The sequence below is a fragment of the Actinopolymorpha singaporensis genome (assembly GCF_900104745.1).
GTDB lineage: Bacteria > Actinomycetota > Actinomycetes > Propionibacteriales > Actinopolymorphaceae > Actinopolymorpha > Actinopolymorpha singaporensis.
Map to the genome: position 1 here is coordinate 3,187,587 of NZ_LT629732.1, position 21,565 is coordinate 3,209,151.

Genomic DNA, 21,565 nt, shown 5'->3' on the forward strand with positions numbered 1-21,565 from the left:
GCCTCGCCGCCTGCCGGCTATTCCTCGCCGTAGTCCGGGTCGACGTCGGCGGGCCCGAGCCCCAGCAGGTCCGCGACCTGTTCGACCACGACGTCGTGCACGAGTTCGGACAACTCCGACGTCCCGACCGCCCGGAGTTCGATCGGGCGGCGGTAGAGCACGATCCGGGCGGGTTCGTCGCGTTCGGACGACGCCAGCACCGCGCCGAGCGGGATGTCCACCAGCCCGTGGTCCCGGCGCGGGTCCGGAACGTCCTCGACCGCGAACTCCACGCCGTCCAGTTCGGTGGCGAACCGGCGTTCGAGCTCCTCGACCGCATCCAGGACGTACTCGTCGAACCGCTCGGCGCGGCTGCGGGCGATCGGCACGCCGCCCGGCGCCAGCGGACCGCGAACGGCGATCGGGCCGCGCATGCCCCGGCCGTGCCGGTCCCGGCGACGCGCGGGCCGTCCGTTGGGCCCGCCGGCCGCCGGAGCGGTGGACTCGGCCTGGGCAGCCGACAGCGGGGACCCGGGCGGGTCCGTGGGGGGTACCGATCGGCCGGCACCGGCGTCGTCTGGTGCCTCGGGTGCGCTCACGATCCGAGCTTAGGGCGTGTCCCGCGGACACGTCCCGGGGCGCGCACGCAGGCCCGGCTTGCCGTGGCACATGCCCGCCGGGACCCACTTCCGGTCCGGTACGGCGAAAGGTGACCGGAATGCCCGGTCCGGTACCGACCCGCAGGCGGCAACCGACCGCTTTGCCGGTCTGCGACAGGTATGAGCGTGTTAGGTGGTCTGCCGAGACGGCAGGCAGGTACCATCCCACCTCGTGGGCACGCTCAGGAAATGTTCTCGTACGGCGTGCTCGCGCCCTGCCGTGACGACGCTCACCTACGTCTACGCCGACTCCACGGCCGTGCTCGGGCCCCTCGCCACCTACGCAGAGCCGCACTGTTACGACCTGTGTTCCGAGCACGCCGAGCGCCTCACCGTTCCCCGCGGCTGGGAGGTCATCCGGCTCGCTCCCGACCCGGAGTCGTTGCGGCCCTCCGCCGACGATCTCGAGGCCCTGGCCAACGCCGTCCGCGAGGCGGCCCGCCCGCGTGACACCGCTCCGGAGCCGCCGGCCGAGGTGGGCCGGCGGGGCCACCTGCGTGTGCTGCGCAATCCCGACAACACCTGACCCGGCGTGAGGCGGCCCTGCCGGGTCGGTTCGCGCGCACGGTCGGCCGGGGACTTCGCAGCGTGATCGGCGTGCTACGCCTCCGGTGGCGGTTTGGGCAGTTATGGTGGCCAGGTGTCCGACCCGGAGAAGATTTTCAAGGCGTACGACATCCGCGGGGTCGTGCCCGACGACCTCGACGCCGACCTCGTACGCGCGATCGGCGAGGCCTACGTGGAGGTGCTCGACCGACCGGCCGCCGTGGTGGTCGGCCGTGACATGCGGGTGGCCTCACCAAAGCTGGCCGAGGCGTTCGCCGCGGGTGTGACCAGCCGCGGCTGCGATGTCGTCGACATCGGCCTGGCCTCCACCGACGAGCTGTACTTCGCCAGCGGGCACCTGGACCTGCCCGGCGCCATGTTCACCGCGAGCCACAACCCGCCGGACTACGGCGGGATCAAGCTGTGCCGGGCGGGTGCGGCGCCGGTCGGGCAGGAGACCGGGCTGGCCCGGCTGCGGTCGCTGGTGGAGCAGGGCCGGCAGGGTCACCAGGGCGCGGACCGCGACGTCGTACCGGCGGGGAAGGTCGAGCGCCGGGACCTCCTCTCCGCGTATGCCGGCCACCTGCGCGGGCTGGTCGACCTGTCCGGCATCCGGCGGCTCACGGTCGCGGTCGACGCGGGCAACGGCATGGCCGGGCTGACCGTGCCGGCGGTGTTCGAGGGGCTGCCGATCGACCTGGTGCCGATGTACTTCGAGCTGGACGGCACCTTCCCCAACCACGAGGCCAACCCGATCGAGCCGGCCAACCTGGTCGACCTGCAGGCGAAGGTGCGCGAGGTGGGTGCCGACATCGGCCTGGCGTTCGACGGCGACGCCGACCGCTGCTGGGTGATCGACGAGAACGCCCGATCGGTCTCGCCCTCGGCGATCACCGCCCTGATCGCCGTGCGCGAGCTGGCCCGGGAGCCCGGCGCGGCCGTCATTCACAACCTGATCACGTCCCGGGCGGTGCCGCAGATCATCCACGAACACGGCGGCAGACCGGTGCGCGAACGCGTCGGCCACTCCTTCATCAAGGCCACGATGGCGCGCACGGGTGCGGTCTTCGGCGGCGAGCACTCCGCGCACTTCTACTTCCGGGACTTCTGGCGCGCCGACTCTGGGCTGCTCGCCGCGCTGCACACGCTTGCCGCGCTGGGGGAGCAGGACCAACCGCTGTCGAAGCTCCTCGAGGAGTACGACCGGTACGCTGCCTCCGGCGAGATCAACAGCCGGGTCGACGACCAGGCTGCCACGATGGCGCGGGTGAAGGCCGCCTACGCCGATCGGGTGGGCGTGACCGTCGACGAGTTGGATGGGCTTACGGTTGAGCACGCCGACTGGTGGTTCAACCTCCGCCCGTCCAACACCGAGCCGGTGCTCCGGCTCAACGCGGAGGCGGCCGACCAGGCGACGATGGAACGCCTGCGCGACGAGGTCCTCGGCCTCGTCCGCGGCACCGTGAACGCGTGAGGCCGCACCACCGAAGGCCGATCGCCCGAAGACGAAGAGCGGCCGTGCCGGAACGCGGCACCCGAAGGGACCACAGGTGAATCTCAACCCCGCGCTGCTGGAGATCCTGGCCTGCCCGGCCTGTCGTTCCCCGCTGCACCCCGACGACGCCGCTTCGGAACTGGTGTGCACCAACGCCGCCTGCGGGCTGGCCTTCCCCGTGCGTGACGACATCCCGGTGCTGCTGGTCGACGAGGCCCGCCGGCCAGACGCCGGCGCGAGCGGGTCCGCAGGTGAGTCCGGTTCGGACGCCGGCCCCACCGACGGGAACTCCCCGACGGCCACCGACGCTTGAACCACCGTGAGCGCCGAACACTTCGACGACGGCCTCCTCGACGACGAGGCCGTGCTGGCCCGTGCCGACACCGCGCTGCGTGAGCTGGCCGAGGCCGGCGCCCGGGTCCGCCGGGAGGCCGAGGCCGCCAAGGGCGTCGAGGAGGGTCTCCGGGGCGCCGGCCGCCCGCGTGCCGTGGTCGCCGTCGGTGCCGACGCTCGCCTGCTGCGGGCGGTGCTGGAGCCGTGGTGCCCGGTGCCGTTCGTCGCCTGGCCCGGCCCGGGGCTACCCGGCTGGGTGGGTGCGCTTGACCTCGTGGTGGTGCTCGCTCCCCGCGGCGGTGACGCCGAGACTGCCTCTGCGGTGCACGATGCCGTACGTCGGGGGAGCACGGTCATCCTGGCCTGTCCGCGCGAGTCGGCGCTGGCCGAGGCGGGGCAGGGCCGCGACACCACGCTGATCCCCGCGCAGACCGGCGACCCGCTGGCCCTGGCGGTCGTCGTACTTCAGCTTCTGCACGTGGTCGAGCTGGGCCCGGAGGTGTCGGCGGAGTCGGTGGCCCTGGCGCTGGACGAGGTGGCGTCGCGCTGCTCGCCGCACGCCGACCTGGCCGCCAATCCCGCCAAGGACCTTGCCCTCGTACTCGCCGACGCGCTGCCGCTCATCTGGGGCGGTTCGGTACTCGCGGCCCGCGCCGCCCGCCGGGTGGTGGAGACCCTGCGCCGGGCCTCCAACCGGCCGGCGCTGGCGGCCGACGCCGACCACCTGATGCCGGTCCTGGAGGGCGCGGCGCCACGGGACCTGTTCGCCGACCCGTTCAGCGACCCGTTCGCCGAAGGGGGCACGGCCGCGCTGCGCCCGGCGCTGTTCGTCCTCGACGACGGAGCCGAACAGCCCTCGATCCGGGAGGCTCGGGGCCGGCTGCTCGCCGCGGCCGAGTCCCGCGGTCTGCACGTACGCACCCTGCGCTGGAACGAAGGACCGGAGGTGGCGAGGTACGCCGCCCTCCAGTCGCTCGGCACCTACGCCGCCGTCTATCTCGCGGTCGGCCTGGGCCGCTACTCCCCATCCACCTGAGCCGGCCAGGCACCTTTCCCGACCGGCCACTACCTGAGGACGTCATGCATCTGCTCGACAACCCGATCCGTCCGTACGCCTGGGGTTCGCCGACCGCGATTCCCGCCATGCTCGGCGTCAAGCCGACAGGTGAGCCACAGGCCGAGTTGTGGATGGGCGCGCACCCCGGGTCGCCGTCCGGTCTGGTCGGGAAGGAGCAGACCCTCCTCGACCTGATCAGTGCCGACCCGGAGGGCGAGCTGGGTTCGCCCTGCGTACGCGAGTTCGGGCCGCGGCTGCCGTTCCTGCTCAAGGTGCTGGCGGCGGAGAACCCCCTGTCCCTGCAGGCGCACCCCGACCCCGAACAGGCGAAGGCAGGCTTCGAGCGCGAGAACGCCGACGGCGTCCCGCTGTCGGCGCCGCACCGCAACTACAAGGACGGCGACGCCAAGCCCGAGCTGATCTGCGCGCTCACCGACTTCGAGGCGCTGGTCGGGTTCCGGCCGCCGGCGGAGACGCTGGAGGTGGTCGGCGAGTTCGGCGTCTCCGAGCTCGAGCCCCTCCTGGCCCAGCTGCGAGAACAGCCCGACGAGGAGGGGATGCGGGCGGCGTTCACCATGCTGATGACGGCACCGGCCGACCGCCAGCGGGCGGTGGTCGACGCGGTGGTGGCTGCCTGCGCGGGCCGCTCCGGGCCGGCCGCCGATCTGGCCTGCCGGCTGGGGGAGAAGTATCCCGGTGACCCCGGGGTGGTGGCCGCGCTGCTGCTCAACCACGTCCGGCTCGCCCCCGGTGAGGCGCTGTACCTCCCGGCGGGCAACCTGCACGCGTACGTCCATGGTGTCGGCGTGGAGATCCTCGCCAACTCCGACAACGTCCTGCGGGGCGGGCTGACCAGCAAGCACATCGACCTTCCCGAGCTGCTGCGGATCCTCGACTTCACGCCCCGGCCGGCGGAGATCCTCACGGCCGACGACGAGGGCCGCTACGCCACGCCGGCCAGCGAGTTCCGGCTGTCCCGGCACGTGGTCACCGGTGGTACGGAAGTCACCCTGGACCCCGCCGGCCCGCAGATCCTGCTGTGCGTCGAGGGGACGGTGGCCGCCCGGGGAGAGACCGGCAAGGTCGACCTCACGCCGGGCCGGTCGGCGTGGGCCGGCGCCGCCGAGGGCACGGTCACCCTGGCCGGGGACGGCGTCGTGTTCCGGGCCACCGCGGGCATCGGCTGACGGCGGACCGGCTCAGCGGATCGCTCCCGGGCAGGGCAGGATAGGGACCTCTCCCACCGGCCGACGCCCGACAGGAATCGTTCATGAGCGCAGAAGGCGGCTCCAAGGCCGTGATCGCGGCCCTGCTGGCCAACCTCGGGATCGCGGTCACGAAGTTCCTGGCGTTCCTGCTGACCCTGTCCTCGTCGATGCTCGCGGAGTCGATCCACTCCGTCGCCGACTCCGGCAACCAACTGCTGTTGCTGCTCGGCAAGAGACAGGCGCGGCGCGGTGCCTCCCCACTGCACCCGTTCGGGCACGGCCGGGAGCGCTACATCTACGGCTTCATCGTCGCGGTCGTGCTGTTCTCCGTGGGCGGGTTGTTCGCGCTGTACGAGGGCTGGCACAAGATCCAGGACCCGCACGGCATCGAGAGCTGGAAGTGGGTGCCGGTCGCCGTCCTCGTGGCCGCCCTGGCGATGGAGGGGCTGTCCTTCCGTACGGCCGTCCGCGAGGCCAACCAGGTCCGCGGCGACGTGAACTGGCCCGGCTTCATCCGCCGCGCCCGCAGCCCCGAGCTCCCGGTGATCCTGCTGGAGGACTCCGCGGCGCTGGTCGGCCTGTTCTTCGCGCTGGTCGGCGTACTGCTCACCCTGGCCACCGGCAACGGCGTGTGGGACGGCCTCGGGTCGATCGCGATCGGCCTGCTCCTGGTGTGCGTGGCGATCGTGCTGGCCGCGGAGATGAAGAGCCTGCTGGTCGGTGAGTCCGCGACCCGCGAGGACGTACGCCGGATCGAGGAGGCGCTCGCGGCCGAGCCGCTGGTCGACCGGATCATCCACATGAAGACGATGCACCTCGGCCCGGACGAGTTGCTGGTGGCGGCCAAGATCGCGGTCACCCCCACCGACTCCGCGGCCGAGGTCGCCCATGCGATCGACGCGGCCGAGGTGCGGATCCGGGACGCGGTGCCGATCGCCCGGCTGATCTACCTCGAACCCGACCTGGACCGCAGGCTGCAGCGCGAGGGCAGGACCGAGCCGCGGCGTTGATCAGCGCGGCCTGGGCCGGGGCGGCTGGAGAACACCGCTGCGGCCGAGCCAACGCAGGGCGCGTTCCTTGTCGATCTCGGCCGCCCGGGCCGCCGGCGTGGGCAGTCGGCCGAGGCGTTCGCCCAGCTCCCGCACGGCGGCGCCGACGGCCGGCTCGGAGAAGGCGCGCAGCGCGAACGCCACCGCGAGCGGGGTGACGTCGTACTTCTCCTCCAGCTGGGCGGCCAGCGCGATCGTGCGCAGGTCCTCCTCGGTGTACTGCCGGTGGCCGGGCCGGCTCCCGCGGGCGTGACCGCTGGACCGGTCCGGCGGCCGGGGTCGGCTCTGGTTCTGGCCCCGCGGCTGGACGGGGGTGAAGTCGGCGCCGTCCTGCCTCGGCCGCCACCACGAGTCGGTCCGGCCGCGGGGGACCAGTCCCAGTCGTTCGCGGTAGCGCAGCATCCGGGGGGACATTCCGAGGGCCTGGGCCGCCTGGCTGATCCGCATGACGCTCATTCTGACAAACTTGTGTCAAGAACGCGCGTCGCGCCTGCGAGGAAGCGGCAAGGCCCCATAGGCTCGCCGAACTGGGTTCCATCCGATACGGAGGTGCAAAACGCCCATGACGTTCGACTTCAAGGTCAAGGATCTGGGTCTGGCTGAGTTCGGCCGCAAGGAGATCCGCCTGGCCGAACACGAGATGCCCGGCCTGATGGCGCTGCGGGAGGAGTACTCCGCCGCCCAGCCGCTCGCCGGCGCCAAGATCATGGGCTCGCTGCACATGACGGTGCAGACGGCGGTGCTCATCGAGACGCTGACCGCCCTCGGCGCGCAGGTGCGCTGGGTGAGCTGCAACATCTTCTCCACCCAGGACCACGCGGCGGCCGCGGTGGTCGTCGGGCCGAACGGCACTCCCGAGGAGCCGCAGGGCGTCCCGGTGTTCGCCTGGAAGGGCGAGACGCTGGAGGAGTACTGGTGGTGCACCGAGCAGGCGCTCACCTGGCCGGCCGGTTCGGACGGTGCAGCCGGGCCGAACATGATCCTCGACGACGGCGGCGACGCGACCCTGCTCGTGCACAAGGGCGCGGAGTACGAGACGAACGGCGCCGTGCCCGACCCCTCGACGGCCGACACCGAGGAGTTCGCGATCGTCCTCGGCCTGCTGAAGAGGTCGTTCGAGGCCGACCCGAAGAAGTGGTCCACCATCGCCGACCGCATCCAGGGCGTCAGCGAGGAGACCACCACCGGCGTCCACCGGCTGTACGAGATGCACCGCGCGGGCACCCTGCGCTTCCCGGCGATCAACGTCAACGACTCGGTCACCAAGTCGAAGTTCGACAACAAGTACGGCATCCGCCACTCCCTCGTGGACGGCATCAACCGCGGCACCGACGTCCTGATCGGCGGCAAGGTCGCAGTCGTCGCGGGCTACGGCGACGTCGGCAAGGGCGCGGCGGAGTCTCTGCGCGGCCAGGGCGCCCGGGTGATCGTCACCGAGATCGACCCGATCTGCGCACTGCAGGCGGCGATGGACGGCTACCAGGTCCTCACCCTCGAGGACGTGGTGGAGACCGCCGACATCTTCGTCACCACCACCGGCAACTTCAACATCATCACCGCCGACCACATGAGCCGGATGAAGCACCAGGCCATCGTCGGCAACATCGGCCACTTCGACAACGAGATCGACATGGCGGGCCTCGCGAAGGTGCCCGGCATCGAGAAGATCGAGATCAAGCCGCAGGTGCACGAGTGGCGCTTCCCCGACGGCCACACGATCATCGTGTTGTCGGAGGGCCGGCTGCTCAACCTCGGCAACGCCACCGGTCACCCGAGCTTCGTGATGTCGAACAGCTTCGCCAACCAGGTGATCGCGCAGATCGAGCTGTTCACCAAGAAGGACGAGTACCCGATCGGCGTGTACGTCCTGCCCAAGCACCTGGACGAGAAGGTCGCCCGGCTGCACCTCGACGCCCTCGGCGTCAAGCTCACCGAGCTGACCAAGGAGCAGGCGGCCTACATCGGTGTCGACGTGGCCGGGCCGTACAAGTCCGACCACTACCGCTACTGAGCCGATCCCGGGTCAGCACGCGTTCGCGCCGGGCTCCTCGCCCGGTCGGCCACGCCCGGCAGGCGGGCTCCATCGTGAGGCCGCCCGCCGGGCGTTTCGCGTCCCCGGTGAACGCCCGCCCGCGTGGCAGGACAGAGTGCGGCAGGTTTCGCGCGGTCAGCGGGGCGGTGTGAAGCCGCCGGTGGCGGGCGGCTCCTCGGCCGAAGGAGCGGCCGGCTGTGGGGCGTACGGCTGTGGGGCGTACGGCTGTTGGGCGTACGGCTGCTGCGGATGCGGCTGTTCCCCGAAGGCCCGGCGACGGCGTTCGGCGAGCACGGCCGCGAGGTAGGCCCACGGCGGCAGCCCGGCCGGCGGGGCGGGTGCGACGTACCGCGCTACCGACGCCGCCAGTTGCCCTCCCAGCTCCTCCCGGGCGGCGGGGGTGAGCTCGTGGTAGCGGCCGAGGAAGGACCGGGCCGACAGCGCCAGCTGGTCGGGCAGCGTGGACAGCTCGAGCCGCGCCGACCAGGCTTCCAGCCCGGGTGGCGGCTCCGGCACGGCCGAGGGTGCCGCCGGCGCCCGGTCGCGCAGGACGAGGGTGCCGGCCAGCATGTCGCCGACCCGTTTGCCGCCCGGTGAGAGCATCGCGGTGAGGAACCCCACGCAGCCGGACGTGACGAAGAAGTCGACGAACACCCCGCACAGGGCGCGCACGAACGCGTGCCGGAACCGCACCGGCCCGCCGTCGTCGCGCACCACCCGCAACCCCAGGGCGTACTTTCCGACGCTCTTGCCGCGGGTGAGCGTCTCGACCGTCGTGGTGTAGCCGACGAACGTGAGCACGGCGCAGGCGATGATCAGTCCGGCGACCAGCGACTCGCTCGCGTCGTCGCCGGTGACCAGCGCGACCGGGATCATCAGCAGGCCGAAGAGCAGGACCTCAAGGAGCAGGTCGATGCCCAGGGCCAGCGCCCTGGTCGCCGGCCGGGCCAGCCGCAGGTCGAGGACCACGGCCTCGCCGGTGACGGGTTCGCTCACGTGTGGTCCCTTCGAATCGGTGCCATTAGTGTGCCAGCGTGGACGTGGACGCGTACGCCGCCGCACATCAGGCGGAGTGGGACCGGCTGGAGGCCCTGGTCCGCCGCCGCGGCCGGCTCACCGGCGCGGAGGCCGACGAACTGGTCACGCTCTACCAGCGGGTGGCGAGCCACCTGTCCGTCGTCCGGTCGAGTGCTCCCGACGTCGTGCTCGTCGGCCGGCTGTCCGCGCTGGTCGGCCGGGCGCGGGCCGCGGTGACCGGCGCCCACACTCCGGCCTGGCGCGAGGTGGGGCGGTTCTTCACCGTGTCGTTCCCGGCGGCGCTCTACCGCTGCGCGCCCTGGTGGCTGGGCACGGCCGCGGCGTTCCTCGCCGTCTGCGCGGGCATCGGCTGGTGGGTCGCGACGCACCCGCTGGTACGCACGGCGCTGCTGCCTCCGGCCGCGGTCGACCAGCTCGTCGAGCACGACTTCGCCGACTACTACAGCTCCGCACCGGCCGCGGAGTTCGCGTTCGGGGTGTGGACCAACAACGCCTGGGTGGCGGCGGGCAGCCTGGCCCTGGGAGTCCTGCTCGGCGTCCCGGTGGTCTACATCCTGTGGCAGAACGCCGCGAACGTCGGCGTGGCCGCCGGGCTGATGGTGGCCGGCGACCGGGGTGACGTGTTCTTCGGCCTGATCCTGCCGCACGGGCTGCTGGAGATCACGGCCGTCCTCGTGGCCGGCGGAGCGGGCATCCGGCTCGGCTGGACCGTCGTCGCGCCCGGCGCGCGTACCCGGTTGCGCGCGCTGGCCGAGACCGGGCGGGAGACGGTCGGGATGGCTCTCGGGCTGGCCGCGGTGCTGCTGGTGTCCGGGGTGATCGAGGGGTTCGTCACGCCGTCCGGCCTGCCCACCTGGGCGCGCGTGGGCATCGGGGTGCTGGCCGAGGTGGCGTTCCTGACGTACGTCTTCTGGCTCGGCCGGCGGGCGGTGCGTGCCGGGGAGACCGGCGACGTCGCGGCGGACGAGCGCGGCGACCTGCTGCCCACCGCCGCCTGAGGTCCTCGTTGCGGACGCTCCGGATCCCTACTTCGTCAGTGCCTCGTCAGTGCCTCAGAGCCGGCCGGCCTTCTTGAGGGCGAGGTAGGTGTCGGCCAGCGCGGGGGCGATCTCGTCCGGAGGCCGGTCGACGACGGTGACGCCGAGGCGTTCCAAGGTGGAGGTGACCTGCCGGCGTTCGGCCCTGGCCTGCTCGGCGGCGGCCGCGGCGTACACCTCCCGCGCGTCTGCCCGGCCCCGCGCGAGCTCCTCCACCCGCGGGTCGGCCACGGCGGCGAGCAGGACCTCGTGCCGACGGGTCAGGGCGCCGAGCACCGGGAGCCAGCCCTCCTCGACGACGGCGGTGTCCAGCCCGGTGAGCAGCACCACCAGCGACCGCTGGGTGGCCCGCAGTGCGATCGCGGCGGCGAGGCCGCGGTGGTCGGCCTCGACGAGCTCGCTGGAAAGCGGCGCCATCGCGGCGGTGAACCGCTGCAGGACCTCGCGCGGCGCGGCCCGGCGTACGTCCGCGCGGACCGTCCGGTCGTACGCCAGCAGGTCGACCCGGTCACCGGCCCTGGTCGCCAGCGCGGCCAGCAGCAGGCCCGCGTCCATCGCGTGGTCCAGCCGGGGCGCGTCGCCGACCCGGCCGGCGGAGGTGCGGCCGGTGTCCAGGACGACGAGGACGTGCCGGTCGCGTTCGGGGCGCCAGGTGCGCACCACCACGCCGCCGCGCCGGGCGGTGGCCCGCCAGTCGACGGAGCGTACGTCGTCACCCACCACGTAGTCGCGCAGCGAGTCGAACTCCGTCCCCTGGCCGCGCACCAGCACGCTGGCCCGCCCGTCGAGCTCGCGCAGCCGGGCCAGCCGGGACGGAAGGTGCTTGCGGCTGTCGAACGCCGGCAACGCCCGCACCGTCCAGGGAACCTCGTGCGAACCCTGGCGGCCGGCCAGGCCGAGCGGCCCGAGCGAGCGCACGGTCACCCGGTGGGCGTGCTTGTCTCCCCGCCGGGTGGGGCGGAGGACCGTGGTGACGCGGCGGCGTTCGCCCGGCGAGAGCTCGAGCGGATGCCGCTGGCCGGCCGCTCCCGCCGAGGGCGGCCAGGCGTCGCGCAGGGTGCCGCGTACCGGCCGCCGGCCCGGGTTGGCGACGAGCAGGGACACCTGCGTCGTCTCGCCCAGCCGGACGCCGCTGACCGTACCGAACGCCCCGGCCCCCGCTCGCCCGGCGGTGTCGCCGGTGACCTCCCGCCGGAACGTCAGCGGCCGCACCGCTCCCGCCAGCGCGACGTCGACCAGGGCGAGCAGCACGACAGCGGCGGTGACCAGTGCGATGCCGGACCGGGAGGGTACGGCGAACGCCACGACGACCACCCCGGCGGCGGCCAGCAGTGCGGCGCGGTAGGTCAGGGTCATCGGCGGACCTACCGGGGGACGGGTACGGCGGCCAGAATCCCGTCCAGCACACCGTCCGCGGACACACCCTCCAGCTCCGCCTCCGGCCGCAGTTCCACCCGGTGGCGAAGCGTCGGCAGCGCCAGCGCCTTCACGTCGTCGGGCGTCACGTAGTCACGGCCGGAAAGCCACGCCCAGGCGCGGGCCGCCCGCATCAGGGCGGTGGCGCCTCGCGGGGAGACGCCGAGCCGCAGCGACGGCGACTCGCGCGTGGCCCGGCACACGTCGACGACGTACCCCAGCACCTCCTCACCGAGGGACACCTCGGCGACGGCCCTGCGCGCGGCGGCCAGGTCGTCCACCCCGGCCACCGCAGAGAGCCCGGCGCCGGCGAGGTCGCGCGGGTCGAACCCGTGCGCGTGCCGGCCGACCACCGCCACCTCCTCCTCCCGCGAGGGCAGGGTGAGGTGCAGCTTGAGCAGGAAGCGGTCCAACTGGGCCTCGGGCAGCGGATAGGTGCCTTCGTACTCGATCGGGTTCTGCGTCGCCGCCACCAGGAACGGCTCGGGCAGCGGCCGGGCGGCGCCCTCCACCGAGACCTGGTTCTCCTCCATCGCCTCCAGCAGGGCTGCCTGCGTCTTGGGTGGGGTGCGGTTGATCTCGTCGGCCAGCAGCAGGTGGGTGAAGACCGGTCCCTCCCGGAACTCGAACGCTGCCGTTCGCGCGTCGTAGACCAGGGAGCCCAGCACGTCGCCGGGCATCAGGTCGGGCGTGAACTGCACGCGCTTGCTGTCCAGCCGCAACGCGGCGGCGAGAGATCGCACCAGCAGCGTCTTGGCGACGCCCGGCACCCCTTCCAGCAGCACGTGCCCGCGGCACAGCAACGCGATCAGCAGTCCGGTGACGGCCGAGTCCTGGCCGACCACGGCCTTGGCCACCTCGGCGCGGACGGCGAGGAGCGCCGCCCGGGCGTCCCCGGCCGGTGATCCGGCGGGGCGGGCCGGTGCTCCGGCGTGGTTGCCGTCGGCGGTGTGGTCGGCGTCGTCGGTCACGGTCGCCTGGTCGGTCACGATCGGCGTACCTCCTGCTCCAGCGTGTCGAGTTCGGCGGCCAGCCGAACGAGGGCCGCGTCGTCCTCGGGGGTCTGCCCGCCCGCGGCGCACTCGGCGAGCAGCCGGCGCAGCTGCCCGGCGTCGCGCCCGGTGCGGCCGGCGACGGCCGCGACCAGTGTCTCCGGTCCCTGGCCGAGGACGCGACCCGTGTCCCGGCCGGAGCCCGGACTCCCCGGGTGAGGCAGGCCGAGCAGCGGCGCCAGCCGGGCGGCGGTGGCCGCGCGCAGCGCGTCGGCGGCCCGGGCTCGGGCCCGGGCGCGGTGGTAGAGCCGGGCTCGTCCCTCGACCGCCTCCGACGCGCGGACGACGACGGGAAGGGGCTCGGGTACGACCGGGCCGAGCCGCCGGGCGGCGGCCAGCATCAGCAGGGCTACGGCGACCGCGGCCTGGCCCGCGCCGAACCGTACGCCGTCGGGGAGCAGCGAGGTCAGGCTCCGCGGCTCGCGTCCACCGGGCGTGCCGGGCGGTGCGGCCGACGGATCGGACAGCGAAGGGACGTACCAGACCAGTTCGCGTTCGCTGCCGAGCAGGTTCAGTGCCAGCGCGGCGTTGCCGTGCTCGGCCAGCCGGGAGTTGGCGAACGACGTGGCCGGGCCCACCACGTCGACGGTCCGGCCGCCGCCGATCCTGGCCGTCGAGCCGGGATCGGCGCCGCCACCGGGATGCGCGGTCGGCTGGTGCGCGAGCCGGAGCAGGCCGAAGCTGCTCCCGTCGCCGTAGCAGCCGACGGCGTTCGCACCGGGCAGCGCGCGGTACATCGGTCCGTCGACGCGTACGGGTCCGGCTCGGCGGGCGGCCCGCAGGGCGCATCGAGGCGTCCGCGTGGCCGGGGTGAAGGTGTCCCCGGCGCGCACGGCGTCCGGTGCCAGCACCCGCAGGGCCTCGTCACCGGGCGCGAAGAGGACCAGATGGCCCGAGCCGGCCCGCACCAGCCGGTCCAGTTGTACGGGCACCAGCAGGTCGGGCTGGGCCACCACGAGGGTGCTGCCGCGGGTCGCCAGCCGGAGCGCTCCGTCGAGGTTGTCCACCCGGCGCACTCCGACACCGCGGTCGCCGAGCAGGACCGCCAGCGCGCGGCCACCGGACTGGCGTGCGGACGCCGGGTCGAGGGGGCTGCCCTCGGTGCGGCCGAGCAGCACCGCCGAGACCAGGCCGCCGAGGACGAGTACGGCGACGATCGCCAGGGTCCCCCGCGAGCGACGCCACCCCTGCCGGGCGTTCGGCTCGACGGACCGGCTGGCCGGGGTGCCGGGGTCCGGACTCGTCCCGGCGTCCGGACTCGTCCCGGCGTACGCCGAGGCGGCCGGGTATCTCGTGGGCGCGCTCACCGAGGTGCTCCGCCCAGCGGCACGGTGCCGGCGGCACTGCCCAGGGCACGCAGCCCGGGCTGGTCTGCCGGTCGGCGGATCCGGCGTACGGCATCGTCCGCGGCCCGGATCTCGTCGTACGCCCGGGCCGTCGCGGCCCGCCCGCCGTAGCAGACCTCGTCGAACTCCCGGGCGGCCGTCCGCAGCGGCGCAGCGGCCTCCGGTGCGACCACCGAACCCTCCCGGGCCACCTCGTCGGCGGTCCGGCCCGGCCGCTCGTCGAGGAAGGTGCGTTCCTCCAGCTCCCGTACCAACGCCCGGAAGCCGTCCCGGACCGCGGCCTCGTGGTCGCCACGAGCGGCGGCCGCCCGCGCCGCCTCGCGGTACTCGGCCGCCGACCGAACCGTCCCGCCGAAGACCACGCCGCCGGCCCGGGCGCGGGTCCTGGCCGGCGCACCCACCCTCCAGCGGACCACGACCACCGCGAGCACGACGACCGCGGCCAGGGCGACCAGTCCCGACCAGCCACCGGGGGACACCGCGGCGATCCGGGCGAACACGTCGGCCAGCCAGTCCCGAGCCCAGACGAGGAAGCGGGACACCAGGCCGGGTTCGTCGCGGTGGTAGATGCCCTTCGTCAGTTCGTCCCGCGCCGCGCGGGCAGCGTCTGCGCCCCCGATGTCGACCGGCGGCTCTCCCGGCAACCACCCGGCCAGGACGCTCCCCGAAACGATCACCGAAGCGATCACCGAACCGCCGCCCGCAGAACCGCTCGCCGGAGAACTCTCCGTGGTGGACCCGTCATCGGGCCCCCCACGGGGACGGCGGCTCGGCGCCCGGTATCGGCGGCAACGTGGTGCCGCCTGCGCCGACCGGGCCGCCGACCGGGCCGCCGACCGGGTCCGCGGCGGCGTACTGCGCGAGGGTGATGTCCAGCCCCTCGCCGCGCATCCTGGCGTCGACGTAGACCAGCGCGGTGACCGCGGCGAGGAAGGCGATCTGGAGCACCGACGCCGCGAGGCCGCCGATGCCCGCGACCACGAGAGTGAGGAACTCGCCTCCCCTGAAGGAGTCACCGAGTCCGAGCCCCAGGCCGGTGGCCAGCAGGGTGAACGCCGTCTGGATCACCGACGACACCACCGAGCCGACCACGTTGGCGACGGCCAGGATCCCGAACGTGCGGAAGGTCCGCCCGCGGACGAGGCCCCACGAACGCCGGATCGCCGACACCACGGAGATCGGCCGCTGGCCGGCGTACGGCTGCGTCGCGTCCACCGGCTCGATCTCCAGCACCAGTGCCGCCGAGGAGAGTGCGGTCCGGGTGCCGAACACGACCGCGGCGAAGATCAGCCCGAGGCCGAGGATGACGGCGGCGACGATCCCGAGTGCGGTGCTGGTGACGAACGCCAGCACCACGACCAGAACCACCACCGCGAGCGTGACGACGTAGGCCAGGGCGAGCAGGAAGGTCACCGCGAGCAGGCGGAGAACGTGCGGCCTGGTCACTCTCCACACCTCGCCGACGCTCGCCGGCTGGCCGAGGACGCCGCGGGCGACCGTGACCGTGATCATGCCGGTCAGCACCGACTGGGCGACCCAGTAGGCCAGCGCGAGAGCGGCTCCGCTGGCGGCCAGGCCGACCCATGTCGCGTCGCTGATCCGGGTGAGCTCGTCCGCCGTCGGCGCGACCATCCCTCCGAATCCCACGAAGAGGGTCAGGAAGTACGCGGTGGTGAGGACGGCCATCACCGCCGTGGACAGCCCGAGCATGATCTTCGGGTAGCGCTGCACGGTGGTGAAGGCGCCGTCCAGGACCTCCCCGAAACCCAACGGGCGCAGGGGAACGACACCCGGCTTGGGTGCCTGCGGACGCGCGGCGCCCCACGGTGCACCACCCCAGCGCGGCGGGGCGGCACCCCAGCCGGGAGCGGCCGGAGGCGGGCCCGGGTCACCCCAGCCGTCGCCCCATCCGGGGCGGCCGGCCGGCGTCTCGCCGGGGGGTCCACCAGGCGGCGTCCCGGTGTCGGTCATCTGGCGCACCTCACGTCTGGGGTATCCCGCGGGTCGTGTCGAGCCATCGTGCCACGCGCAGTGGGACCATGGACTCATGAAAGGTCGCATTCTGGTCGTCGACGACGACATGGCACTCGCCGAGATGCTCGGGATCGTGCTGCGCGCGGAGGGCCTCGAGGCGGTGTTCTGCGAGTCCGGCGAAGGGGCGATGGCGAAGGTGCGGGAGACCAAACCCGACGTCGTGCTGCTGGACCTGATGCTGCCCGGCAAGGATGGGATCGAGGTGTGCCGGGAGATCCGAGCAGAGTCCGACGTGCCCATCGTGATGCTCACCGCCAAGACCGACACGGTCGATGTGGTCCTCGGCCTGGAGTCCGGCGCCGACGACTATGTCGTCAAGCCCTTCAAGCCCAAGGAACTCGTGGCCCGGATCCGTGCCCGCCTTCGCCGGTCGGACCGGGCCGTGCCGGAGACGCTGCACATCGGCGACCTGGTGATCGACGTACCCGGCCACTCGGTCAAGCGGGGCAACGAGTCGCTCGCCCTGACCCCGTTGGAGTTCGACCTCCTGGTGTGCCTGGCCCGCAAACCCTGGCAGGTGTTCGGCCGGGAGGAACTCCTGGAGCAGGTGTGGGGCTACCGCCACGCCGCCGACACCCGGCTGGTCAACGTCCACGTGCAACGGCTGCGCAGCAAGATCGAGCAGGACCCGGAGCACCCGGAGATCGTGGTGACCGTCCGCGGCGTCGGCTACAAGGCGGGTCCCTCGTAGGCGCCTCCGCGGGGGAGGCCCTCGCCGAAGGCGCGTGCCGACGGGCCTGTCGGCGTTCGGACGTACGATCGGAGCGGTTCGCCGGCGGCCGACGACCCGGTGCCGGGTGGACCACCTGTCACCACAGCGCGCCCCTGTGTCACCGGTGACCCTCCCTCCGCCTGCCCGGCACCCGCACGGCGCAGCCCTCCGAGCCTCCCTGGACGCACCGCATGCAGACCCTGGCCAGCATCCTCCGACCGGCGGCACGCCTCGCCCGCCGGCCGGCTGGTGTGTGGCGCCGGTCCCTGCACCTGCGGGTGGTCACCGGCACGCTGGTCCTGTCTGCGCTGGTCACCGTGTTCGTCGGGTGGATCCTGCTGCGCCAGGTGACCGACGGCGTGGTGCACGCCAAGGTGGTCGCCTCGGTGGGTGAGGCCTCGGCGGGTTTCCGGTCCGCCCAGGCCGCGATCGACGCCGCCGAGCCGAGCGGGGACCCGAGCGAACTCACCACCCAGCTGGCCCAGGACATCGCGCTGCGCGGCGCGTCCGGCGGGTTGTACGACGTGGTGCTCGACGTCCTGCCCGCCGAGGGCGGCTCACAGACGGTGGCGCGTTCGACCCGGGCGACGGTCCTGCCCGCCAGCGTCCCGGCCGACCTGCGCGCCCAGGTCCAGCGCGACAAGGTGGCCTACCGTTACACCCTGATCCGGCGAGCGAACGAGCCGGACAGCCCCGGCATCGCGGTCGGTTCCCAGCTGGTGGAGCCGCGCAGCGGCGCCACTCTCGACATCTACTACCTCTTCGACCTCCAGCAGCAACAGGACACCCTGAACCTCCTGCGGCGGTCGCTGGTCGCGGTCGGCGTGCTCATCGTCGTCCTGCTGGGCTGTGTGGCGTGGTTCGTCACCCGCCAGGTGGTCACGCCGGTCCGGATGGCCCGCCAGGTCGCCGAACGCCTCGCCGCCGGCCTGCTCGACCAGCGGATGCGGGTGCGCGGCGAGGACGACCTCGCCCGCCTCGCCGGCTCGTTCAACCAGATGGCGACCAGCCTCCAGCGGCAGATCCGCCAACTGGAGGAGCTGTCCCGCGTGCAGCGCCGGTTCGTCTCCGACGTGTCCCACGAGTTGCGGACGCCGCTCACCACGGTGCGGATGGCCGCCGACGTGCTGTACGAAGCGAGGAAGGAGTTCGACCCCAGCGTGGCCCGGGCCAGCGAGCTGCTGCAGGCCGAGCTGGACCGGTTCGAGGCGCTGCTCGGCGACCTGCTGGAGATCAGCAGGTTCGACGCCGGAGCGGCCGCGCTTCTTCTGGAGGATGCCGACCTGCGCGAGATCGCCCGCCGGGTGGTCGAGGCAGCCCAGCCCATTGCCAACCGCAAGGGCAGTGGGCTCGACCTGCATCTGCCGCACACGCCGGTCGTGGCGGAGATGGACTCCCGCCGTATCGAGCGCGTGCTCCGCAACCTCGTCATCAACGCGATCGAGTACGGCGAGGGCCGCGACGTCGTCGTACGCGTCGCCGGTGACGGAGAGGCGGCCGCGGTGTCCGTGCGTGACCACGGCATCGGCCTCAAACCGGGGGAGTCGGCGATGGTCTTCGAACGCTTCTGGCGGGCCGACCCCGCCCGGGCGCGCACCACCGGGGGCACCGGCCTGGGTCTCGCCATCGCGCTGGAGGACGTCCTGTTGCACGGCGGCTGGCTGCAGGCCTGGGGGGAGCCGGGGCGCGGCGCCCACTTCCGCCTCACGCTTCCGCGCACGGTCGGGGACACCCTCGACCACTCACCGATCGCGCTGGTTCCCGGTGAGGGCGGTACGCCGCGGCTCGCGCGTGCCGACATCCCCAGGGCGCTGGGCCCGGGTACGTCCCCGCCGTCTCCCTCGATCTCGGCCACCTCTTCCACGTCGACCTCGAGCACGTCCACGATGTCACCGTCCTCGCCGTCCTCGACGCCACCGTCCTCGCCGTCCTCGTCCGCACCGTCCTCCACCCAGTCCGGCGGCGCCGCGGGAGGTGCCCGGTGACGGCCGAAGCGCGCCGGCCGAGCCGGCCGAGCCACGGTCTCTGCCTGGTCGGGGCGGTCGCGCTGGCGGTGTCGCTGGTCGCTCTGGTCGCAGGTTGCTCGACGGTTCCGAGCAGCGGCCCGGTGATGTTCGAGCCGATGGGCACCCAGGCAGCCACGGAGACCTCGCTGCCGGTTCTGGTCAACGGCCCCGAGCCGGGCGACAGCCCCCAGCAGGTCGCCCGCGGCTTCCTCGACGCGATGGCGAGTTACCAGGCCGGCCAGCCCGTCGCCCGCAAGTACCTCACGCCCGCGATGAGCGAACGCTGGCAGCCCAACCAGGTGTTCATCTACGACAGCACCCCAGTGCCCCTCGCCGAGCCGAAGTCCGGGAAGGTGTTCATCGACGTACGCAAGGTCGGCGGCCTCGGCGTCAACGGCGACTGGACGTCGGCGCGCCCCGGTGAGCGACTGCGGCTCGACCTCGGGATGACGAAGGTGGCCGGACAGTGGCGGGTCGGCCGCCCGCCGGCCGCCCTGGTGATGTCGATCTACAACTTCCAGCGGGAGTACGAGTCCTACAACCTGTACTTCTTCGACCCCAACTTCGAGATCCTCGTCCCCGACCCGATCTACCTGCCGATCCGCAGCCATGTGGAGACGCTGCTGGTCAACGCCTTGCTGCGCGGGCCTTCCGCCTGGTTGAAGCCGACGGTGCGGACGGCCTTCCCCGAGCGCACGACGCTCGCCGCCCCCTCGGTGACCGTCGAGGGGAACGTCGCCACCGTCGACCTGGACCCGCGAGTCGACAGTCTGTACGAGCCGCAGCGGCGGTATCTCCTCGCCCAGCTGAGCTGGACCCTCGACCAGATTCCCAAGGTCAAGAAGATCCAGGTGACGGCCGGCCGGGCGCCGTTCAGCGTCGGCGGCAACGGCGGCTCCAACACCACCAGCGCCGACCAGTGGGCAACCTACGACCCCCGGGTCGCCGGTGCGGCCACGGGCGCGTACGCCCTCAACGACCGCAAGGTCGTCCTCGTCGGCTCCGACCGGACGGTTCCGGTGAGCAGCCTGGCCGGCCGCCCGGTGGAGGCCCGCTCGATCGCGGTGGGGATCTTCGGCGAGCGCAGCTCTCCGGGACGCCTCGGGCCGGAGGATCCGCGCGGATCGGCCGACTGGCTGGCCGCGGTGTCAACCGACGGCAGGAAGGTCAACCTCTACGGCGCCAACCGCTCGTCTCCGCACATCGTCTGGCAGGGCCGGGACATCCTGGAGCCGTCCTGGGACCGCACCGGCAAGTTGTGGATGGTCGACCGCAACCGGGGCCGCGCGCGGATCGAGGTCCTCGACGAACGCGACCGTCTCGGCACGGTCGACGCGCCCGGGCTCAACGGCAAGGACGTCCGCGGGCTGAAGATCTCCCGGGAGGGCTCCCGGGCGGCCGTGCTCGTCCGGCAGGGCAACCGCACCGTCTTGATGGTCGGCCGGGTGGAGCGCGGCGAGGGGCTGGCCATCCGCGGCCTGCGCGAGCTTCCGCTCGACCTCACGAGGATGACCGACCTCGCGTGGTCCCAGCTCGACGAGGTGACCGTGATCGGGTCGGAGGGCCAGGCCGCCGCCTCGCGCGCGGTCAAAGTGAGCGTGGACGGCTACTCCATGACCCCGCTCACCGGCCCCGACTCCACGTCACTGGCGGCCGCGCCCGGCCAGCCGGTGCTGCTCGGCGGGAGCGACGGGGTGCTGCAACGCGAGGACAAGACGTACATGTGGAGCAACCAGGGGGCGGGCCGTTGCCCGGCCTACCCCGGATGACCGGTCACCCGCCGCCCGCCGCGCGCCTTCTGGCGTACGCCGACCGGTTGGTCCGCGACGATCTCGCCGATCTGGTGCTCGGTTGCCGGTGCGTGGGCTGCGGCCGGCCCGGCCGTGCCCTGTGCGGGCGGTGCGCGCCTGCTCTGCGTGCGCCCGCGTTCCGGACCGAGCCCGACCCCGTACCGCCCGGCCTTCCACCGGTCTGGGCCGTCGCGCCGTACGCCGGAGTGCCCAGGGCCGCGCTGCTCGCGCACAAGGAACGCGGCCGGACCAGTCTCGCGGGCCCGCTCGGAGCGGCCCTGGCGACCGCGGTGGCCGCCGCCACGTCACGACGGCCGGTGGTGCTGGTCCCGATCCCGTCCAGCACCGCCGTCACCCGTCGCCGCGGCCACGACCCGCTGTCGCGCATCGTGGTCCGCGCCGCCCGTGCGGCCCGGCGGGCGGGGCTACCGGTGACGGTGCGGTCCGCGCTGGCCGTCCGCCGCCGGGTGGCCGACCAGGCCGGACTGGACGCCCGCGCCCGCCGCGCCAACCTTGCCGGCGCGTTCGCCGTCCGGTCCCGGTCCCGTGAGCTGCTGGCCGGCCGGGCGGTCCTGCTGGTCGACGACGTACTCACCACCGGCGCGACCCTGGCGGAGGCGACCAGGGTGCTGCGGGCGGCCGGTGTGCACGTCCGCGCGGCGGCCGTGGTGGCCGCGACCAGACGCCGGCATCCGGCCACGGCGCCCGGACCAGGCCCGGGCTGACTGAGCGCGTGTACCGCGGCGTGTTTCGGGCGGGTTCCCGGGCGTGTCGGG

20 protein-coding genes are annotated in these 21,565 nt (G+C 73.4%); 12 read left to right on the forward strand and 8 right to left on the reverse strand.

Annotation, left to right across the window (positions count from 1 at the left end):
* Positions 1 to 17: 17 nt before the first annotated feature.
* The gene (locus BLU27_RS14505) at positions 18 to 578 is read right to left on the reverse strand and encodes a metallopeptidase family protein (RefSeq protein WP_241827972.1); all 561 of its coding nucleotides are present in this window, start codon (positions 576 to 578) and stop codon (positions 18 to 20) included.
* Positions 579 to 810: 232 nt separating this feature from the next.
* Between BLU27_RS14505 and BLU27_RS14510 the strand changes: the two genes are divergently transcribed.
* From BLU27_RS14510 to BLU27_RS14535, 6 genes are all read left to right on the forward strand, one after another.
* Positions 811 to 1,164 (forward strand): DUF3499 domain-containing protein, encoded by a 354-nt coding sequence (locus BLU27_RS14510; RefSeq protein ID WP_197681839.1) that lies wholly within the window; start codon positions 811 to 813, stop codon positions 1,162 to 1,164.
* A gap of 114 nt (positions 1,165 to 1,278) precedes the next feature.
* Positions 1,279 to 2,658, forward strand: a complete 1,380-nt coding sequence (locus tag BLU27_RS14515; RefSeq protein ID WP_092654138.1) for a phosphomannomutase/phosphoglucomutase — start codon at positions 1,279 to 1,281, stop codon at positions 2,656 to 2,658.
* A gap of 76 nt (positions 2,659 to 2,734) precedes the next feature.
* Complete coding sequence (locus BLU27_RS30435; protein ID WP_092654140.1) at positions 2,735 to 2,992, forward strand: Trm112 family protein; 258 nt, start codon at positions 2,735 to 2,737, stop codon at positions 2,990 to 2,992.
* A gap of 6 nt (positions 2,993 to 2,998) precedes the next feature.
* A complete protein-coding gene (locus BLU27_RS14525) occupies positions 2,999 to 4,048 on the forward strand; it encodes an SIS domain-containing protein (RefSeq protein ID WP_092654142.1) in 1,050 nt (349 codons plus the stop codon).
* A gap of 44 nt (positions 4,049 to 4,092) precedes the next feature.
* Positions 4,093 to 5,256, forward strand: a complete 1,164-nt coding sequence (gene manA / locus BLU27_RS14530) for a mannose-6-phosphate isomerase, class I (protein WP_092654144.1) — start codon at positions 4,093 to 4,095, stop codon at positions 5,254 to 5,256.
* Between the two features lie 83 nt (positions 5,257 to 5,339).
* Positions 5,340 to 6,287, forward strand: coding sequence for a cation diffusion facilitator family transporter (locus tag BLU27_RS14535; protein ID WP_092654146.1), 948 nt, complete (start codon positions 5,340 to 5,342; stop codon positions 6,285 to 6,287).
* Here BLU27_RS14535 and BLU27_RS30440 read toward each other — a convergent pair whose 3' ends face one another.
* Positions 6,288 to 6,773: a MerR family transcriptional regulator gene (locus BLU27_RS30440; RefSeq protein WP_157728531.1), complete on the reverse strand. Its 486-nt coding sequence runs from the start codon at positions 6,771 to 6,773 to the stop codon at positions 6,288 to 6,290.
* A gap of 115 nt (positions 6,774 to 6,888) precedes the next feature.
* Between BLU27_RS30440 and ahcY the strand changes: the two genes are divergently transcribed.
* The gene (gene ahcY / locus BLU27_RS14545) at positions 6,889 to 8,337 is read left to right on the forward strand and encodes an adenosylhomocysteinase (protein ID WP_092654150.1); all 1,449 of its coding nucleotides are present in this window, start codon (positions 6,889 to 6,891) and stop codon (positions 8,335 to 8,337) included.
* Between the two features lie 156 nt (positions 8,338 to 8,493).
* Here the strand turns inward: ahcY and BLU27_RS14550 are convergent, their stop codons facing one another.
* A complete protein-coding gene (locus BLU27_RS14550) occupies positions 8,494 to 9,354 on the reverse strand; it encodes an RDD family protein (protein ID WP_092654152.1) in 861 nt (286 codons plus the stop codon).
* Positions 9,355 to 9,392: 38 nt separating this feature from the next.
* Between BLU27_RS14550 and BLU27_RS14555 the strand changes: the two genes are divergently transcribed.
* Positions 9,393 to 10,394, forward strand: a complete 1,002-nt coding sequence (locus BLU27_RS14555) for a stage II sporulation protein M (protein ID WP_092654154.1) — start codon at positions 9,393 to 9,395, stop codon at positions 10,392 to 10,394.
* 54 nt (positions 10,395 to 10,448) lie between these two features.
* Here the strand turns inward: BLU27_RS14555 and BLU27_RS14560 are convergent, their stop codons facing one another.
* From BLU27_RS14560 to BLU27_RS29065, 5 genes are all read right to left on the reverse strand, one after another.
* Complete coding sequence (locus tag BLU27_RS14560; protein ID WP_092654156.1) at positions 10,449 to 11,789, reverse strand: DUF58 domain-containing protein; 1,341 nt, start codon at positions 11,787 to 11,789, stop codon at positions 10,449 to 10,451.
* Positions 11,790 to 11,797: 8 nt separating this feature from the next.
* Positions 11,798 to 12,838, reverse strand: a complete 1,041-nt coding sequence (locus BLU27_RS14565) for an AAA family ATPase (protein WP_277869299.1) — start codon at positions 12,836 to 12,838, stop codon at positions 11,798 to 11,800.
* Entirely contained in the window at positions 12,835 to 14,208 is a 1,374-nt protein-coding gene (locus tag BLU27_RS14570) for a DUF4350 domain-containing protein (protein ID WP_092654158.1), read from the reverse strand. Before BLU27_RS14570 ends, BLU27_RS14565 begins: the two co-directional genes overlap by 4 nt.
* Complete coding sequence (locus BLU27_RS14575) at positions 14,205 to 14,924, reverse strand: DUF4129 domain-containing protein (protein WP_157728532.1); 720 nt, start codon at positions 14,922 to 14,924, stop codon at positions 14,205 to 14,207. Before BLU27_RS14575 ends, BLU27_RS14570 begins: the two co-directional genes overlap by 4 nt.
* Positions 14,925 to 14,988: 64 nt before the next feature.
* Positions 14,989 to 16,218, reverse strand: a complete 1,230-nt coding sequence (locus BLU27_RS29065) for a hypothetical protein (protein ID WP_157728533.1) — start codon at positions 16,216 to 16,218, stop codon at positions 14,989 to 14,991.
* Positions 16,219 to 16,294: 76 nt separating this feature from the next.
* Here BLU27_RS29065 and mtrA point away from each other — a divergent pair, with 76 nt between their 5' ends.
* The 4 genes from mtrA to BLU27_RS14595 all read left to right on the forward strand — a co-directional run bounded on the left by mtrA (position 16,295) and on the right by BLU27_RS14595 (position 21,514).
* The gene (mtrA, locus tag BLU27_RS14580; RefSeq protein WP_092654163.1) at positions 16,295 to 16,972 is read left to right on the forward strand and encodes an MtrAB system response regulator MtrA; all 678 of its coding nucleotides are present in this window, start codon (positions 16,295 to 16,297) and stop codon (positions 16,970 to 16,972) included.
* A gap of 212 nt (positions 16,973 to 17,184) precedes the next feature.
* Positions 17,185 to 18,978 (forward strand): MtrAB system histidine kinase MtrB, encoded by a 1,794-nt coding sequence (mtrB, locus tag BLU27_RS14585; protein ID WP_241827427.1) that lies wholly within the window; start codon positions 17,185 to 17,187, stop codon positions 18,976 to 18,978.
* On the forward strand, positions 18,975 to 20,768 hold the full coding sequence (locus BLU27_RS14590) for an LpqB family beta-propeller domain-containing protein (protein ID WP_092654165.1): 1,794 nt from the start codon (positions 18,975 to 18,977) through the stop codon (positions 20,766 to 20,768). The genes mtrB and BLU27_RS14590 overlap by 4 nt, the downstream gene beginning before the upstream one ends.
* Positions 20,765 to 21,514, forward strand: a complete 750-nt coding sequence (locus BLU27_RS14595; RefSeq protein WP_092654167.1) for a ComF family protein — start codon at positions 20,765 to 20,767, stop codon at positions 21,512 to 21,514. Before BLU27_RS14590 ends, BLU27_RS14595 begins: the two co-directional genes overlap by 4 nt.
* Positions 21,515 to 21,565: the final 51 nt, after the last annotated feature.

Excerpts from the sequence above, each read along its gene's own strand:
- manA (WP_092654144.1), top strand. The coding sequence starts at position 4,093 with ATGCATCTGCTCGACAACCCGATCCGTCCGTACGCCTGGGGTTCGCCG.
- BLU27_RS14535 (WP_092654146.1), top strand. The coding sequence starts at position 5,340 with ATGAGCGCAGAAGGCGGCTCCAAGGCCGTGATCGCGGCCCTGCTGGCC.
- BLU27_RS30440 (WP_157728531.1), bottom strand. The coding sequence starts at position 6,773 with ATGCGGATCAGCCAGGCGGCCCAGGCCCTCGGAATGTCCCCCCGGATG.
- ahcY (WP_092654150.1), top strand. The coding sequence starts at position 6,889 with ATGACGTTCGACTTCAAGGTCAAGGATCTGGGTCTGGCTGAGTTCGGC.
- BLU27_RS14560 (WP_092654156.1), bottom strand. The coding sequence starts at position 11,789 with ATGACCCTGACCTACCGCGCCGCACTGCTGGCCGCCGCCGGGGTGGTC.
- BLU27_RS29065 (WP_157728533.1), bottom strand. The coding sequence starts at position 16,218 with ATGACCGACACCGGGACGCCGCCTGGTGGACCCCCCGGCGAGACGCCG.
- mtrA (WP_092654163.1), top strand. The coding sequence starts at position 16,295 with ATGAAAGGTCGCATTCTGGTCGTCGACGACGACATGGCACTCGCCGAG.
- mtrB (WP_241827427.1), top strand. The coding sequence starts at position 17,185 with ATGCAGACCCTGGCCAGCATCCTCCGACCGGCGGCACGCCTCGCCCGC.
- BLU27_RS14595 (WP_092654167.1), top strand. The coding sequence starts at position 20,765 with ATGACCGGTCACCCGCCGCCCGCCGCGCGCCTTCTGGCGTACGCCGAC.